Source organism: Borrelia miyamotoi, from assembly GCF_019668505.1.
In the GTDB taxonomy this organism is placed as follows: Bacteria; Spirochaetota; Spirochaetia; order Borreliales; family Borreliaceae; genus Borrelia; species Borrelia miyamotoi.
In genome coordinates this window covers 563,235-581,022 of sequence record NZ_AP024371.1, presented here as the reverse complement: position 1 = coordinate 581,022, position 17,788 = coordinate 563,235, and the positions used below count along the sequence as shown (strand labels likewise).

Here is a 17,788-nt window from a genome sequence, read left to right as displayed (position 1 = left end):
AAACTAAAATTCAACTAAACTAAACCCTAAATCTAAATTATCAATATCTTCAATGTCATTTAAAAATCCCCCATATATTAATGAACTTAAAACTTCATCAGACGGATATTCTATCTTTATAAATACATTTATATCTCTAGCATATTTACTGGAAGCATACAAAATTTGTATAAAAGTAACATCTACTTTTTCTACATTTGCAAGGTTAATAATCAATGTCTCTTTTTCTTGCATCTCTTTAAAAATATTTAAAAGATCTTCTTTAACCTTAAAAATATTGTTTACCACAAGTTCCCCTTCTGGCTTATAAATCATAACACTTAAAAACTCCTATTAATCATAATCAGAGTGATGTACTGTAGTATTTTTAAATCTGGATAGGTCTTTAATATCAAATAAGTTTTCTATATTAAGAATAATAATAAACCTATTATTATTCTTACCAATCCCAGATATAAATCTTGAATTAAACCCCGTTCCAAGCTTTGGAGCATCATCAATATCAGATGGATTTAATTCAAGAACCTCATTAACATAATCTACTAAAATCCCAAGATTCAATTCATCCCCTTCATGTATCAAAGTTAATATGATTATATTTGAAATATTAACGCCTTTATTTTTCTTCATTTCATCATCATTAACTTTACGCTCTTCCATACCAAATTGTTTTCTAATATCAATTATTGGAACTATTTTCCCTCTATTATTAATTATTCCTGCCATATAATCAGGGGTCCTTGGTATTTTTGATATTTTCGTATACTCTAATACCTCAACAACAAACTTAATCTCAATCGCATAAAGCTCATCCAAACTAAATAAAAGATACTGACTTAACTTATCTTGTACATTGGTTTCTAATTCCATAAATGCCTCTTAACTAAGATAACTAATAATTACAAATAGAGTACTTGCAAGTTTTATTCAAACTCCACATATCTTACATATTGTTATGTATCAATTATAAATCAAAAATTTCAATACCAAACAAATATAAAATAATGTTAAGCTACTATCCATAATAAAAATGAAATCTCATACAATTATCTTACATAGTAAAGTAAAAACATAAATGTTAAATAACATTAACAAAACAATTCAAGCAAAACTACAATAAAACTCCTATGAAAAATTTAACTCTCACACAATATAAATATTGCCTTTATATCTATTATATACCTATGAATCACAAATAATTTATTTTTATTTAAATCAATTGCAATTATGGAACATTGGACAATAAAGTAAATACACAAGTAAAAATCTTATTCCAGCACTAGTTATAAACTAAAGCAAGAATACCCACGAATAAACAACTCATTTCCCTAACTATGAAAAAAAATTGGATAAAAAATAAATTATAAGATACACTTTCTCTATCACAAACTCATTGGATTATTAAAATATAGAAATAGAATTAAGTTTTATAACAAAAGGAAAAAACTTATGATAAAAAAGAAGGTAAAAAACTTATGATAAAAAAGCACATACTTATCTTAATAATGTTAATGCTATTATCAACATATGCTTTTGCAAATTTAGAATCAACAACCAGAAGTAAATTCGGGATAGGAACCTTACTACCATTCCCAATTGTTTTAGAACTCAACATTTGGAATTTTGATGTAGACTTTGGTATCTACAGTGGGACAAATAACCTTTTTAAGGATTGGCGAACCTTATTTTTAGCAGTAGATTATATCTTTTCCACAAGTAATAATTTCGCAGGTACAGATATTCTAGACTTTTTTGCTGGATGTGGCATTTATGGGACAATATGGCTTTCAAGATGGGACAAAAACCAAACAAATAATGGACCACTGAGTTTAGGAGCAAGATTACCATTGATTCTAAATCTTGCAATAACCAAAAAAAAATTTGATCTATTTTTTAAAGTAGCACCCGGTCTTGGAATAAATATTTGGAGCAAAAGAGTTGGATTTAGATGGGAAGTATTTGCGGCACTTGGAATAAGATTTTGGTTTGTATAATAAAAACTATTTATTATATAAAGAGAAAAAGTAGTCAATACTTTTCTCTTTATAAACTAAACAAAGTAACCTTCACATATTCTTAATACATGAAATATTCCTTTCCACTAAAATTTATCAATCATCAAAAATAACATATAATGATATAAAAATCTTAATTGTTGGTGATTTAATGCAAAAATTAATGCTAATAGTAATACTAATATTAAGTATGCGGGTTAATTCATTTGGGAAAAGCTCATACTTAGATAGAAAAATAGGATTTGGAGGAAGCATTGGAAATCCAATATTCAACTATATTATGTCATTCCCATTTATTGATCTTGAAATAGGCTATGGAGGAACTAATGGTATCCACCTGTCAGGCTTCAAACTCAAATCAAAAAAATATGATTTTAATGTATTTGTACTCTCAGCTCTAGACCTTATATTCACGATACCATTGACAGACAAATTATCTTTTGGAACAGGAATTGGTGGAAACATACACATATCATCTCATAAATCAGATTTTAAAAATATGGAAATAGGATTTGGATTTAGAATTCCAATAGCTATTTTGTATGATTTAACAACAAAAACAGAAATAGGACTTAAAATAGCACCTTCAATAGAATTAGTATCAAACGCAAAATCCATTGCATATCACCACATCTATGCAGGACTTAAAACAAATATAATGGGTGGAATACTCTTTAAATATTATATTTAACACACAATATACTCTTAAATTACTCCCAAACACTATGGAAAAATTCACCCCTCTTGGAATCAATTCTTTCAAAACTATGCGAACCAAAAAAATCTCTTTGAGCCTGAATTAAATTGGCCGGCAAGTAATTAGTAGAATAAGAATCTAGAAAAGAAAGACTTGCATAAAATACTGGTAGAGGGATTCCTATTTCACTAGCTTTTGAGACTACACGTCTTAAAGATTTATGATGCTTTTTTATTATATCTAAAAAGTAATCATCAAAAAGCAAATTAATAAGATGTGGGTTTTTATCATAAGCCAACTTAATCTTATCTAAGAAAACACTTTTAATTATGCAACCCTCTCTCCAAATCAAAGAAATTTTTCCCAAGTTTAAATCCCAAGCATAATTAACAGATGCAGCCTTAAGCATCATAAAACCTTGAGCATAAGCTAATATTTTAGAGACTAAAAGAGCATAATAAAGATCTAAAATCCAATCACTAAGATCGAATTTAATAAAATCTACATCCATTTTAAGAATGTCACTAGCAATTACTCTTTCATGCTTTAATCCTGATAAAAACCTTGCAAACACAGATTCAAAAATCAAATTTGCTGGCACATTTAATTGAAAAGCCTCAATTGATAACCACTTCCCAGTACCTTTTTGATTTGCAACATCTAAAATCTTATCAAGTAAGTATTCATTATTTTCTTTATATCTTAAAATTTTAGATGTTATTTCCATCAAATAACTAGAAAGATCTCCTTCTCCCCATTTTTCAAACACCTCAGAAATCCTTAAATTATCTAAATTAAAAGCTCTCTTCATAAAAAAATATGCTTCACCAATTAGCTGCATATCCGCATATTCAATTCCATTATGAACCATCTTTACATAATGACCAGCCCCATTTTCACCAACATAAGCAGAACAAATATCTCCTGAACTTGTCTTGGCAGCTATCTTATTCAAAAGAGGCTCAATTAATTCATAAATCTTTTTACTCCCACCATACATCAAAGAAGGTCCAAACCTTGCGCCATTTTCACCTCCTGACATTCCAAGTCCAATGAAATAAATATCCTTGGAAGATAATTCTTGCTCTCTTCTCATCGTATCCTTATAATGAGAATTTCCACCATCAATAATAATATCGAATTTTTCAACTAAAGGTAAAATTTGTTCAGTGACTTCATCAATAGCCGAGCTTGATATCATTAAAATAATTTTTCTAGGCTTTTTTAAACTTCCAATAAAAGTTTTAATATCTTTAAATCCATTAATCTTTTTATGAGCATTACTTGTAAGAAAAATTTCCGTCTTATCATTATCTCTATTATAGACAGAAACATTAAAACCGTTATCAGCAATATTTAATGCTAAATTACTGCCCATAACTCCTAGCCCATAAATACCAACATCCATTATACTATCCTCTACCCTAATTCTTTTCTGGATAAATTCATTTTATTCACTATTCTTAGATTATGTTATATTATAAAAAAAGTAAAGATTAAAACAAATGCAAGATAGGAGAATTTTATGAAAAAAAAATTTGACACAGAAGTTAATGATTTACTTTATTTAATCATACATTCTCTTTATTCTCATAAAGAAATATTTTTACGAGAATTAATTTCAAACGCTTCTGATGCAATTGACAAACTTAAATTTTTGAACCTAACAGACGAAAAATTTAAGAATGTCAAATTAGATCCAAGAATAGAAATAAGCTTTAATGAGCAAACCATTAAGATAAAAGATAATGGAATTGGAATGAACAAAGAAGACCTGATTAATCATCTTGGCACAATTGCAAAATCAGGAACCAAAGAATTTATAAATAACTTAAAAAAAGACGAGAAAAAAGCTGCAAGTTTAATTGGACAATTTGGAGTTGGATTTTACAGTGCTTTTATTGTAGCAAACAAAGTCGAGGTTATAACAAAAAAAGCTTTGGAAGAATTTGCCTATATCTGGTTTAGTGACGGTAAAACAGGATATGAAATAGACAAGGCAGAAAAAGACGAAATTGGAACTGAAATAACTCTTTATCTGAATGAAGAAGGAACTGAATACAATAACAAATGGAAAATTCAAGAAATTATCAAAAAGTATTCAAATCACATCAGTTATCCTATTTTCATTAAGTATAAGGAGCCTTTAATGAAAGATGGCAAACAGGAAGGATTTGAAGAGCAAGAAGAGAAATTAAATGAAACCACAGCAATTTGGATAAAAAATAAAAATGAAATCACCGATGAAGAGTACAATGAATTTTATAAAAATATAACCTTTGATTATGAAAATCCATTAATCCATATTCATACAAAAGCTGAAGGAAGTATTGAATACACAAGCCTTTTCTATGTTCCAAGTAAAGCTCCCTACAATCTATATTACCCAAACCCTAAACCCGGTGTAAGACTATTTATAAATAGAATTTTCATTACAGATTCTGCAGACAGCTTACTACCAAATTACTTAAGGTTCATAAAAGGAATAATAGATTGTCAAGACTTGCCCCTAAATGTAAGTAGAGAAATTTTACAGCAAAATAAAATATTGACTAAAATCAAAGCATCCTCTGTAAAGAAAATACTCATTGAACTTGAAAAGCTAAGCGAAACTAATCCTTCCAAGTTCAATGAATTCTCCAAAGAATTTGGAAGATGCTTAAAAGAAGGAGTTTATTCAGATTTTGATAACAGAAGCAAGCTCGTATCTTTAATTAGATTCAAGTCTTCTCATGTAGATGGATTTATATCCTTAAAAGAATACAAAGATAGAATGCCTGAAAAACAAAAAAGTATATACTATATAACCGGAGGGAAAGAAAACATACTCAAAATTAATCCAATTGTAAATGCTTATAAAGAAAGAGGCTATGAAACTCTTATCATGGATGACGAACTTGATGAAGCAATTCTAAATTTCATCACAGAATACGACGGAATAAAATTAAAAGCAATAAATAAAAACGAAACAAGCGACGAATTAAAAGATGAAAATTTCACACACACGGAAGAAGAATTTAAAGATATTCTAATCAAAGTAAAAGAAATACTCAAAAATCATGTCAAAGATGTATCACTATCAGCAACGCTAATAAAAGAGCCATCAGCAATAATAATTGACAGTACTGACCCCACTTATCAAATGCAAAAAATCATGATATCAATGGGACAAGAAGTCAAAGAAACAAAACCTATTCTTGAACTCAATCCAAATAATAAAATCATTCAAAATTTAAAAAATCTAGACGATGAAAATTTAGAAAAAATAAGCATCATTCTTCTTGAAGAGGCAATGATAACTTCAGGCTTACCAAGCAAAAATCCAAGTCAATTTATCAGCATTATAAATGAAATGTTAGAGAAAAGCATATAACAAAAATAAGTTCACAGCTTGTGCTGTGAACTTATTTTTTAACTCTAAGCACTACATCTTTGCCTGCTTCAACAAACTTAGTTTGAGATATCCTATTTTTAATTTCTTCAGTTAAAGCAGTAGAAGAAGGTAAAATACACTCAGATCCGTCATCAAACCTTCCAAACACATATTCAATACTTGCAACTTCATCAGAATTTGCAATAACAACAGGAGTAACCACTGACTCCGCATGAGCCTTTAAATACTCAAGGTCAAGCCTAATAATAACATCTCCCTGTTTTACACTCATGCCTTCCTCAGCAACCCTTGTAAACCCTTTGCCATTCAAATTAAGAGTATTGATACCAAAGTGTACAAAAATTTCAACACCCTCTTTAGTTTCAAGACTAAAGGCATGATTAGTCTTAAAAATTTTACCAATATTCCCATCACAAGGTGAAACTAACTCACTTCCAGTTGGCATAATCGCAATTCCATCTCCAACTATCTTTTCAGCAAAAGCCTCATCTGGAACCCCATCAATTGAAATAACCTTTCCACTAACAGGCGCCATTAAATCTAGAGTAGCGGCCTTTTTAAAAAAATTTAAAAATCCCATAAGTTAATCTCCTATATATTTATCTAAAAATTTTAAGGTCTCTGATTCTGACTTACTATTTAACACTTTATTTGCCAATTCACTTAAATCAGATATTGTATATTTTTTTAGCAAATACTTAATTCGAAGTGAAGCACTAGGCACCATACTCAAAGCTCTAAACCCAAGACCAACAAGAATTAAAGCTCCAGCCTCATCTCCTCCAAGCTCACCACAAACAGAAACATCAATACCAAAACTATTACCAGCATCCAAAACCTTTTTAATCAACCTTAAGACAGCAGGATTATATTTATCGTATAAATTTGATATTTTCTGATTACCCCGATCTACAGCCAAAGTATATTGAGTTAAATCATTAGTACCAATACTAAAAAAATCCAACCTGTTAGCAAACTCAGAAGCAACTAAAGCTGCTGAAGGGACTTCTATCATACATCCTACTTCTAAATTCTCATCAAAAGGCAAATTTCTAGACCTCAAATTTGATTTAGCTTTATCCACAAAATGATTAATTATATCAATTTCTTCATACCTAGTCAGCATCGGAACCATAATCCTTATCTTGCCATAATGACTAGCCCTAAAAATTGCATTAAATTGACTTTGTATTAAATCCTCATAGTCCATATACATCCTAAGAGCACGATATCCTAGAAAAGGATTATCTTCTTTTGGGAAATTAAAATATGGAATTTCCTTATCTCCTCCAACATCAAGAGTACGAATAGTAACAACACCTTTTTTCTCAATAGTTTCTATAACTTTTTTATAGGCTTCAAACTGTTCATCCTCTGTTGGCGGTTTTACAGATTCCATATATAAAAACTCCGTTCTAAAAAGTCCTATTCCATCAAGTCCATATTTATTAACATAACAAATATCTGCAGGAATCCCAATATTAGCCTTTAGAGATACTTTAACACCATCTTTTGTTTTTGAATCCTGATTCCTTAAAGCAAAAAGCTCTTTTTCATGCTCATTATACTCTAATATCTTATGCTCATATTTATCAAGTTCACTCAATGAAGGACTACTAATAATAACTGAAGATAGCCCATCAATTATTAACTTCTCACCTTCTTTAATTTTCTCAATATCTAAAGGTGTTACCACAAGAGCTGGAAGTCCCATTGTCCTTGCCAAAATGGCAGCATGAGAAGTTTCACCACCAACTGTAGTCACAAATCCTTTAACATAACCTAAATCAACTTGCACCGTATCAGAAGGTGTTAATTCTTCAGTAATTAAAACTACATCTCTATCAATCTCAGAAAAATCAATTACTTGATCTAAGATATTTGAAATAAGCCTATTCCTAATATCTTTAAAATCAGAAACTCTCTCCTTTAAATAATTATTTGTATATTTTTCCATCCCTGCAATCAATTCTTTAAAGGATAGATAAACAGCATAAGCAGCACAATAATTTTCATGCTTAATCAAGCTTATAACAGAATCTGAAAGTTCAGAATCTTCAATAACTAACATCTGCCCTTCAAAAATACCTTCTTTGTCAACACCAAATTGAGCTACAGCCTTATTTGTAAGACTTTCAAGTACAGACATAGCTTTCAACTTAGCATCATGAAATTTCTTTACTTCATCATCAATTTGTAAAGAAGTAATCTTCGATTCATCAAAGAGTTTAGTAAAATCTTTCTTAATAAAAAGAGCTTCTCCTATACCTATCCCTTTAGATATTCTTTTCCCCGTTAAAGTCATATCAACCTTCCAAACCTATTCTTTAAAAGATTCAAGGAGTTCAACAAGTTCTGCAACAGCCTTCTCTTCATCATCACCCTCAGCACAAACCAAAAGTTTCTTACCAAAAGATAATTCCAGGGTTTGTAATCGAAATAAACTTTTTCCATTAACAGATTTATTATCAGCTTCAATAGTTATATCACTAGCATACTCCTTAGCCTTTTTTACAAATGTTGACGCTGGTCTAACATGTAAGCCATTAACGGCTTTAATTGTAGCTTCTTTTTTCACCATAAACTTAAGCCCCTTATTTGAATAATGTATTTTTTGATTAAGTTATTAACAAATAAACATTATAATGCATAAAAACAAATTGATAAATTAATTCTATTACTTTTATATTAAAACTATGCCAAAAAATCAGTAATTATTTAATAATGCTAATTTTTACAAGATTAAAAATTAGACAATATATCAAAATAAAAATTTTTTATAAGTCTTAAACTTCTCTCCCCCAAACTAAAAATTTTAGCATCTCGAATATTCTTATCTAGCATCTTAAGAGAATCTTCAATCTCAAATACAGATAAAGGCAAAGACTTATTAATAAGCAAAACTTGAAAATCACTTAAAGTAATAACCTTGTCGTTATAAAATATTTTCATTAAAAAATCACTTATAATACCTCTTTTAACATTTAAAAGAACACAAACAAAAATAATATTTACTTCTTCTAAGATATCAAATGAAAAACTATCAACAAATATTCTACTATAAAAACTCTTATTCCACACATTTGTAATGGGAAATTTTAACTTACTCAAAAATAAAGTATTGCGACTTTGTATATAATCATCTCTATTAATACTATAAGCATTATAAGTATAAGTTTTTTTGGTTAAAATACTTTTAAACTCAAGATGAGCATCAAGACTCAATAACAAAGGATATAAATCAAAAACTGTATTTTTATAATAAAATCCATTAGCAATATTAATGCTGCTTAGATATATTCTATCACTTAGTCTTGAAATAAATTCATAAAATAGCCTTGGAATATTTCTCTCCCCAAATTGCAATATTGCATCATAAGTAATACATGGCCCCATTTCCAAAAAATTACTCTTAAGAGAAACCTTATTAAATTTTTCAAAATTATTAATCACAAAAAAATCACCTGAAATTTCCTTTTTCATAAAAACTTCAGAATTTTTATGAAAATCAATCTCATTATAAACTATATAATTATCTAAATCCCTCTTAAACAAACTAACAAGAGCATTAAAATTTTCTGGATAATATACTCTCACACAACTCACTTTCTCTCTAATTCTTCTAAGCGTAAATAAAGCTCTAAAAAAGTATTAACATCGACACAATGACACTTTAATGTATTATAATATCCTAAAATATCAGTTCTAATTATAACTTTACGTTTTAAAAAATAATAAAATAATAATGCATTAGATGAAAAACAATTTGCACAAAAACCAAAATCATTTTCTAATAAAACCTTAACCAAAGCCTCATAAAAGGTAGTATTTCTTAATCCCTCAATAGTAATGATGCTACGTCCATTTAACATAAAAGCTGGGACTAAAAACGAATATACAGGTTTTGAATCTAAAAGCACTAAGAAAAAATTTTTATTCATTTTTTCAATCAAATTTCTCTCAGATGAATAAAAAATATTTATCAACAGCTCCCTAGTACTTAAAGGAAGCTTAACACTTTTTGAAAGACTCTCTCCATTCAAATTAAAACTAATTAGTATCAATTCGTACGCTCCAACTATTTAGAATGTCATTAAGATCAATAGGAGTTTTACATACATTAAAGTCAAAAGCCTGAATTAAAGCCGTTCTAATTGCAGAAATAGATGCAATAAATAGTGCCCTAAAAGAAAAAACAAATTCACCATCTTCAATAAACTCAAGCGCCACAGAATCAACAATATCATAAGTAATGCTCCCAAAAACATAGTCAACTGCCAAGCTAAAAATCGAAAATACTCTTTTATTGTTTACTCTAAGTTTATCGAACTTACCATCTTCAATAAAAAAATTCACATTACTAAATGTGATATTAAAAGAATTTATTTCTATATCAATTTCAAGAGAACAAGCAACATTAATCCTATGCTCCATGTCCACAACAAAATTTTGACCAACTATAATAGGATATTCTCCATGAAAATCTTCCTTGCCAATAATCATAGCAAGATTATCCTTAATAGCTATTACCTCTCTTTCAATAACATAAGATTCTTTGATCAATGTACCATAATAAAGTTTAACATCATTTTTAATGATGTCACTAACAATAAAATTGACATTATTATAAGATAAATTAAAAGTTCTAGCCAAATTATTCCTTAAATAGTTAATTAAGTTGACATCTATGCCCTTGTAAGGAATAAATACTTCCAATTTATCCTTATGCAAACTTATAGAAACAGTTTGATTAATTCCTAAAAAAGCAGAGTCTAGACTTAAAAAGGAAAATCCTATACCCTTTCTTCTCACATCAAAAATATTATATTCTTTATTCAAACTTATAGCAGATGATTTCCTCATAATAGAATTTTTTAAATCTATCTCTTTAAAAAGCTTTAAAAAAACATTATATTCTTTTTTAACATAACTTAGTAAATAACTCAAAGGTTCAATTGACAAACTAACTGCAATATTATAAAAATTTGAATAAATAAAATTATAAACAGATATCCCAAATAAAAAATGATTGTCATAAAAAAACACAGAATTACTCTTAGTCTCCATAAAATTAATGTGTATACACACATCAAAAAACAAATTACTAAAAATATGCTTTAGATAGTCAAAATAAAATTTATACAGAAAATTCAACGGTCTGTTAATTTCAAGGTCTACAATAATCTTAGCTATCCTATTCTTTGCTGATAGACAATTAATAACTGAAAACTTTAAGCTCAAAGATTGTGCCATTAAAAAATGCCTTTTATAATAAAGAACATTAACCTTTTTCCCAATTCTCTTAGCAATTATTATACCTTGTAAGACAGCATTAAAAGAAATCGAAAATAAAATATTAACACAATCATTGTTAATAGGATTAATAATGATCTTATCCTTACCAATACAAAAATTATTACTAATAATCTGTTTTACAAGTGCAATATTATCAAGGTCTGCATCAATGATTAAACTATCATTTTCAAAGCATACTCTAACCAAAAGAATATCATTACAATAATTTAAATATTCTGAAAACTCATAACAAGAATTATGAATTTCAAATTCATCCATTTCTTTTAATTTTGAATTAAAAGAAACATCACTATGCTCAATAGCTTTTAGTTCAAAAATAACACTTGCTTCTGCATCTAATAAAGAATCCAAACTATCAGAATACAAAATCAAAGGAACCTGTCCCTCAAAATCTATTTTATTATCAAAAAGTTTTAAATTAAACTCACTAGAATCAACAACATCAATGAACTTTAAAATAATATCATCTTTATAACTTATCGCAGAAACCTGATCTTTATATTTATCCGAAAGCTTAAAATCACTAATGACAGAATTCTTGATATTACAACAAACTGGCAAAGCAAAAACCTCATCCATATTTTCTATCTTCATAAACAATTAAGTAAAATAAGAAGTCAAAAATTTACAATTTATCTTCTATTTGTATCATTATGGCACAATGCCAACAAAATTGCTATTGGAAATAAAAACACAAAATGTCAATAATTTTAGGTTTACTCAACACTAATAACACTTAATAAATTAAAACACAGACCTTAACATATTCCTCCCCCACCCATTACCCACCTAAAAAGGTCATATTCACATTAATTATGAATTTTTATCTGATAATGTATTTTCTTTTGATAAATTTTAAAAACTATGGTAGTATCAGAATTAAATAGGATATCAAACAATATCAATAAGGTATTTATGGATAAAGGCAAAAAGACAATCCCAATGCTATTTAAAATTTTTATGCTCTTATTGCATGCATTACTCTTTGGAACGGCTAAAAGGAGTGCAACTAACTACATAATAAATCAATTAAAAATTTACATTCCCAAAGAAGACTTAAGCGAAGGCTTTAATAATGAAGAAGATGAAATTCAACTAAAAAAAAATAAAATCCTAAAAGAAAGCTATTTAAACTCATCAAGTAAAAAACTAAATAAACTTAAGTTTACAATCTCAAAACAACCTCAAATATTAAACAACAAACAAACAACAAATAACATATTAATAAGCGAAGCATTACAACATCCACAAAGTTTAAGTGCACAAAATTTTTACTCAGAACAAGAAAATTTAGACGACTGGCTCATAAAAAATATAGATAACTTAAAGATTAGAATCGAAAATTATGAGAGAAAAATACAAAACATAGAAAATCTTTTAAACCAAGCAAACTTAAAATCAATAAAAAAAACAAATAAAGAATACGAAACCCTAGCAACAAGCTTAAAAAAAGAAATTGAAAAGATAAAAAAATTAATTAGCACAAAAGAAAATCTATTTAATCATGCTCTTCAAGCAAAAAACAATGTTTATGATAATAATCAAGAATATGAAAAAAATCAAAATGAATATACATTAGATGAAGAATATGACTATCTATCTGAGGAAAATACACATGACATATACGAACCAGAACAAGAATATTTTAATTCAAAAATGCAAGCACTAAATAAACTTGATGATAAAATCACTAGTAACAAAGACTCGCTTAACAATAATATCCACAGAATAAATAAACTTGATGATAAAATCACTAGTAACAAAGACTCGCTTAACAATAATATCCACAGAATAAATGAACTTGATGATAAAATCACTAGTAACAAAGACTCGCTTAACAATAATATCAGCAGAATAAATGAACTTGATGATAAAATCACTAGTAATAAAGACTCGCTTAACAATAATATCCACAGAATAAATGAACTTGATGATAAAATCACTAGTAACAAAGACTCGCTTAACAATAATATCAGCAGAATAAATGAACTTGATGATAAAATCACTAGTAATAAAGACTCGCTTAACAATAATATCCACAGAATAAATGAACTTGATGATAAAATCACTAGTAATAAAGACTCGCTTAACAATAATATCAGCAGAATAAATGAACTTGATGATAAAATCACTAGTAACAAAGACTCGCTTAACAATAATATCAGCAGAATAAATGAACTTGATGATAAAATCACTAGTAATAAAGACTCGCTTAACAATAATATCCACAGAATAAATGAACTTGATGATAAAATCACTAGTAACAAAGACTCGCTTAACAATAATATCAGCAGAATAAATGAACTTGATGATAAAATCACTAGTAATAAAGACTCGCTTAACAATAATATCAGCAGAATAAATGAACTTGATGATAAAATCACTAGTAATAAAGACTCGCTTAACAATAATATCAGCAGAATAAATGAACTTGATGATAAAATCACTAGTAACAAAGACTCGCTTAACAATAATATCAGCAGAATAAATGAACTTGATGATAAAATCACTAGTAACAAAGACTCGCTTAACAATAATATCAGCAGAATAAATGAACTTGATGATAAAATCACTAGTAACAAAGACTCGCTTAACAATAATATCAGCAGAATAAATGAACTTGATGATAAAATCACTAGTAACAAAGACTCGCTTAACAATAATATCAGCAGAATAAATGAACTTGATGATAAAATCACTAGTAATAAAGACTCGCTTAACAATAATATCAGCAGAATAAATGAACTTGATGATAAAATCACTAGTAACAAAGACTCGCTTAACAATAATATCAGCAGAATAAATGAACTTGATGATAAAATCACTAGTAACAAAGACTCGCTTAACAATAATATCAGCAGAATAAATGAACTTGATGATAAAATCACTAGTAATAAAGACTCGCTTAACAATAATATCAGCAGAATAAATGAACTTGATGATAAAATTATAACCAACGAAGATGCATTACTAGAACTTAAAAAAGAGTTAATAAATTTAAAAAATAATAATGATAATAATTTAAAAAATATCGAAAACAACCTATTGTCACTAGAAAAAGTAATAGATGCACTGAACGATAAAATTGAGAAAAATGAAGAATTATATAAAGAAAATAAATATAAATTTCAAAAAAAGAAAGATAAAATAAATGCATTAGACAAAAGATTAGCAAATAATGAAAATACCATTTTAACACTTCAAGAAGAACTTGAAAAATATCAAAACAGAAATCTCTTACCAAGAGAAAGAACAAAATTAAAACACCCAAAAAATGAATTTTATTCTAACAACGCAAAAATAACATATGAAAATGCCGTAATAAAAACTGCTGACTTTACAATATACCCAGATACACATTCAAACAACTATAATTTTAAAAATAAAAGTCATGAATTTGATTTTAAAAAATCCAACGGATATTATATTGAAATAGAACCAACAAAAAATTTATATAGGGCAAAAGAAATTTATAAACTAATCCCAAAATATAAAGTTAAAAACCATTTTATCAACCCATCATTAAAAAATAAAGAAACGTTTTTTAGAAATTTAATAAAAGTAGAGCATATAGACGAAATACGTACTTTATACAAAAATCTAACATCGAAATTTAAAAACATAAAAATAATAAAATAAATTCAATCATCCAAGTCTATGAAACCTCTAATATCAGAAAGACCAAAAATTTTAATGCCCAAATCACTGGCTTTATTCACTTTTAATCCAGGATTATCTCCAACAAGCAAAAAATCTAAACTCTTAGTAACTGAACTTTTAAAAGTAGCACCTTTCCTAGTAATTTTTTCAACAAGAACATCCCTGTGAAAACCCTTAAAAGAACCTGTAATGCAAAATTTTTTACCAAATAAAAAAGAAGTATCTAAAGAATAATGAGCATTATCCTCTTCCATAGCAAATCCTAATTCTTTAAAAAAATTGAACTTAGCAAGAATATTCTTATCATTAAATGCTTCAATAATGCTTAAAGCTATATTTTCCCCAATTCCCTTAATCCTTAAAAGTTTTGAAAGAGCATACTCTTTGTTTTTGCAAAGAGTACTAATTATATCAAATGAGTTTAAATTGCTACCAATCAATAATAATACTGTATTTGCTCCAAGTTCTTTAATTCCCGCACTAAGAAGCAACTTTCTAAATGCTCTACCTTTACTATCTTCAATCGAACGTTTTAAATTACTGACTCTTTTAAGATTAAAACCTCTCAGATTAATAAGTCTATCAAAATCAAAAGTGTAAAGATCGATTTCTGAAGATATAAAATTCATTTTAAAAAGAAACTCAATTGTTTTCTCCGAAAGTCCTATAATATTCATGCACTTCTTACTACAAAAATATTTTATTTGCTCAATTTTTCTGCAAGAACAAAATCTATTCATACAAAAAAGATGTGCTCCTTCTTTTACTAAAGTCATTTTACATGAAGGACAATCATTAGGAATTTTAAAATTACCAACCGCAAGCTTTTCTACCACCAATTCAACAGCAGGAATAACATCTCCACGTCTTGAGATCGCAACAACATCTCCAATATTTAAACCAATAGAATCTATATAATCTTGATTATGCAAACTTGCATTAGTAATAAAAGCTCCAGCAACAAAAACTTTCTCTACATGTACAACAGGAGTAATCTTTCCACTGCGACCAACCTGAACAACTATATCAACAACCCTACTCAAACCTATAAAAGATTCAAATTTATAAGCTATTGACCACTTTGGATGATGAGAAGTAGATCCTAAAATCTTCCTTAAAGGAAAGCTATCAACTTTCAGCACAACACCATCAATTTCATATTCAAAAGAATCTCTTTGCCTTTCTATCTTTTTTACATGGCTAATAATATCTTCTTCCAAATTTTTACCGCTAAATGTACAGCAAGGATTAACTTTAAATCCAAATTTCTTAAGCTTGTTAAAAGCACAATGACTACTCATACTAAATTTTAATTGAGAATATAAAATATCATAAACAAAAATATCTAAAGGAAAATTAGCAACTTCCTTACTATTTATCCTCCTCAGTACACCTGAGGCTAAATTTCTAGCATTAACATAAGGATTTTTTAACATTTGATTTATTTTCAAAAAATTTTCTTTAGTAATATAAATTTCACCCCGCAAAGCCAATTCAACTTTTTGATCAATACGCAAAGGAACATTCTTAATTGTTCTAACATTCTCAGTAACATCATTCCCAACCCTTCCATCTCCCCTAGTCAAGGCTCTTTGAAGTATACCATCCTTATAATAAAGAACAATTGAGCATCCATCAATTTTGGGCTCAACTGAAATAACATTACAAAACCCTAATCTAGAGCTATCTAGCTGTATTTTTTTAATCCACAATAATAACGCTTTAATATCATAAGCCTTATCCAAACTTAATACAGGAAAAGAATGTTCTACTTCTTCAAAACTATTTAAAAGATCGCTACCAAATCTCAGAGTGGGAGAATCTAATGTTTTATATTCAGGATATTTATTTTCTAAATCCTGAAGTCGTAAAAGAGCTTTATCATAAATCAAATCATTCACACTAGGAGAAAAATCAACATAATACTCTTTGTTCCATTTTTTGATAACATTTCTCAAGCTTAAAATTTCATCTTCTATATCTTTGACCATAAATATGACATCGAACCTAATTAAGAATTCACAATATATTTTAACAAAATAATGTAAATAACAATAATAAATATTATAGTTAAGTAGTGAAAATAAAAGCACAAATTTCAGCAACGTCATAAACTTTCGCAAAAAAAGTCCATAAATTGCCAATAAAAATATGAATCTTTTAAATCAAATCCTTGAGTAACAAATTCATTAATATTAAAATCTGAAGTACAATAACAAAGTAGACTATTATATATTACAAATAGTTATTGATATTAATGAGTTTTAATATACTATTAAGAAATTATGCTATGTTATAATTAAACAAGGGGTAAGATTTGAATACAAATAAAAAGGCATTGGTAGTTGATGATTCTATTTTTATGAGAAAAAATCTAATCAAGATATTAAAAAAATTAGGATTTAACGAATTTTTTGAATCAAAAGATGGAATACAAGCCATTAAAGAATTTGAAAAACAGGAAGAAATTCACCTGATAACTCTTGATATAACAATGATGGGTATGGATGGTATTACAGCTCTTGAAAAAATGAATGAAGTTAACAATAAACTTGCAAAAAAAATGAATGTATTAATGGTTACAGCACTAGGGAAACAAGAACTAATTACAAAAGCTTTGGAACTTGGAGCAAAAGGGTATATTACAAAACCTTTCAAAGAAGATCAAATAGCAGAGCAAATAAAAAAACTTAACTAGGAGAAAAT

15 protein-coding genes are annotated in these 17,788 nt (G+C 27.8%); 5 read left to right on the top strand and 10 right to left on the bottom strand.

The genetic code is table 11. The features are described 5' to 3' along the window. Positions 1-3 precede the first annotated feature (3 nt). Together K5Q05_RS02785 and K5Q05_RS02780 are read right to left on the bottom strand one after the other, a co-directional pair. Positions 4-315, bottom strand: coding sequence for an STAS domain-containing protein (locus tag K5Q05_RS02785; protein WP_025443621.1), 312 nt, complete (start codon positions 313-315; stop codon positions 4-6). An 18-nt stretch (positions 316-333) separates the two neighbouring features. Then, positions 334-870, bottom strand: a complete 537-nt coding sequence (locus K5Q05_RS02780) for a chemotaxis protein CheW (RefSeq protein WP_025443622.1) — start codon at positions 868-870, stop codon at positions 334-336. Positions 871-1,475: 605 nt separating this feature from the next. Between K5Q05_RS02780 and K5Q05_RS02775 the strand changes: the two genes are divergently transcribed. Beyond that, on the top strand, positions 1,476-1,994 hold the full coding sequence (locus tag K5Q05_RS02775) for a BAPKO_0422 family outer member beta-barrel protein (protein WP_025443623.1): 519 nt from the start codon (positions 1,476-1,478) through the stop codon (positions 1,992-1,994). A 172-nt stretch (positions 1,995-2,166) separates the two neighbouring features. Beyond that, complete coding sequence (locus K5Q05_RS02770; RefSeq protein ID WP_025443624.1) at positions 2,167-2,706, top strand: BAPKO_0422 family outer member beta-barrel protein; 540 nt, start codon at positions 2,167-2,169, stop codon at positions 2,704-2,706. Between the two features lie 19 nt (positions 2,707-2,725). On the opposite strand, the gene gnd is transcribed toward K5Q05_RS02770, so the two are convergent. Next, entirely contained in the window at positions 2,726-4,120 is a 1,395-nt protein-coding gene (gnd, locus tag K5Q05_RS02765; RefSeq protein ID WP_025443625.1) for a decarboxylating NADP(+)-dependent phosphogluconate dehydrogenase, read from the bottom strand. A 117-nt stretch (positions 4,121-4,237) separates the two neighbouring features. Between gnd and htpG the strand changes: the two genes are divergently transcribed. Next, complete coding sequence (gene htpG / locus K5Q05_RS02760; protein WP_025443626.1) at positions 4,238-6,085, top strand: molecular chaperone HtpG; 1,848 nt, start codon at positions 4,238-4,240, stop codon at positions 6,083-6,085. A gap of 31 nt (positions 6,086-6,116) precedes the next feature. Here the strand turns inward: htpG and crr are convergent, their stop codons facing one another. From crr to K5Q05_RS02730, 6 genes are all read right to left on the bottom strand, one after another. After that, on the bottom strand, positions 6,117-6,686 hold the full coding sequence (crr, locus tag K5Q05_RS02755) for a PTS glucose transporter subunit IIA (protein ID WP_025443627.1): 570 nt from the start codon (positions 6,684-6,686) through the stop codon (positions 6,117-6,119). A 3-nt stretch (positions 6,687-6,689) separates the two neighbouring features. Next, positions 6,690-8,411, bottom strand: coding sequence for a phosphoenolpyruvate--protein phosphotransferase (gene ptsP / locus K5Q05_RS02750; protein ID WP_025443628.1), 1,722 nt, complete (start codon positions 8,409-8,411; stop codon positions 6,690-6,692). 15 nt (positions 8,412-8,426) lie between these two features. Next, positions 8,427-8,687, bottom strand: a complete 261-nt coding sequence (locus K5Q05_RS02745; RefSeq protein ID WP_020954927.1) for an HPr family phosphocarrier protein — start codon at positions 8,685-8,687, stop codon at positions 8,427-8,429. 161 nt (positions 8,688-8,848) lie between these two features. Continuing rightward, positions 8,849-9,712, bottom strand: a complete 864-nt coding sequence (locus tag K5Q05_RS02740) for a consevred protein (RefSeq protein WP_025443629.1) — start codon at positions 9,710-9,712, stop codon at positions 8,849-8,851. Beyond that, positions 9,709-10,170, bottom strand: a complete 462-nt coding sequence (locus K5Q05_RS02735) for a hypothetical protein (protein WP_025443630.1) — start codon at positions 10,168-10,170, stop codon at positions 9,709-9,711. Before K5Q05_RS02735 ends, K5Q05_RS02740 begins: the two co-directional genes overlap by 4 nt. Next, complete coding sequence (locus K5Q05_RS02730) at positions 10,157-12,016, bottom strand: hypothetical protein (RefSeq protein WP_044003506.1); 1,860 nt, start codon at positions 12,014-12,016, stop codon at positions 10,157-10,159. The genes K5Q05_RS02735 and K5Q05_RS02730 overlap by 14 nt, the downstream gene beginning before the upstream one ends. A gap of 321 nt (positions 12,017-12,337) precedes the next feature. Here K5Q05_RS02730 and K5Q05_RS02725 point away from each other — a divergent pair, with 321 nt between their 5' ends. Further along, positions 12,338-15,061, top strand: coding sequence for a coiled-coil domain-containing protein (locus tag K5Q05_RS02725; RefSeq protein WP_221019291.1), 2,724 nt, complete (start codon positions 12,338-12,340; stop codon positions 15,059-15,061). A gap of 2 nt (positions 15,062-15,063) precedes the next feature. Here the strand turns inward: K5Q05_RS02725 and ligA are convergent, their stop codons facing one another. Beyond that, positions 15,064-17,073, bottom strand: a complete 2,010-nt coding sequence (gene ligA / locus K5Q05_RS02720) for an NAD-dependent DNA ligase LigA (RefSeq protein ID WP_025443632.1) — start codon at positions 17,071-17,073, stop codon at positions 15,064-15,066. 326 nt (positions 17,074-17,399) lie between these two features. Here ligA and K5Q05_RS02715 point away from each other — a divergent pair, with 326 nt between their 5' ends. Beyond that, positions 17,400-17,780 (top strand): response regulator, encoded by a 381-nt coding sequence (locus tag K5Q05_RS02715; RefSeq protein WP_044003349.1) that lies wholly within the window; start codon positions 17,400-17,402, stop codon positions 17,778-17,780. Positions 17,781-17,788 lie beyond the last annotated feature (8 nt).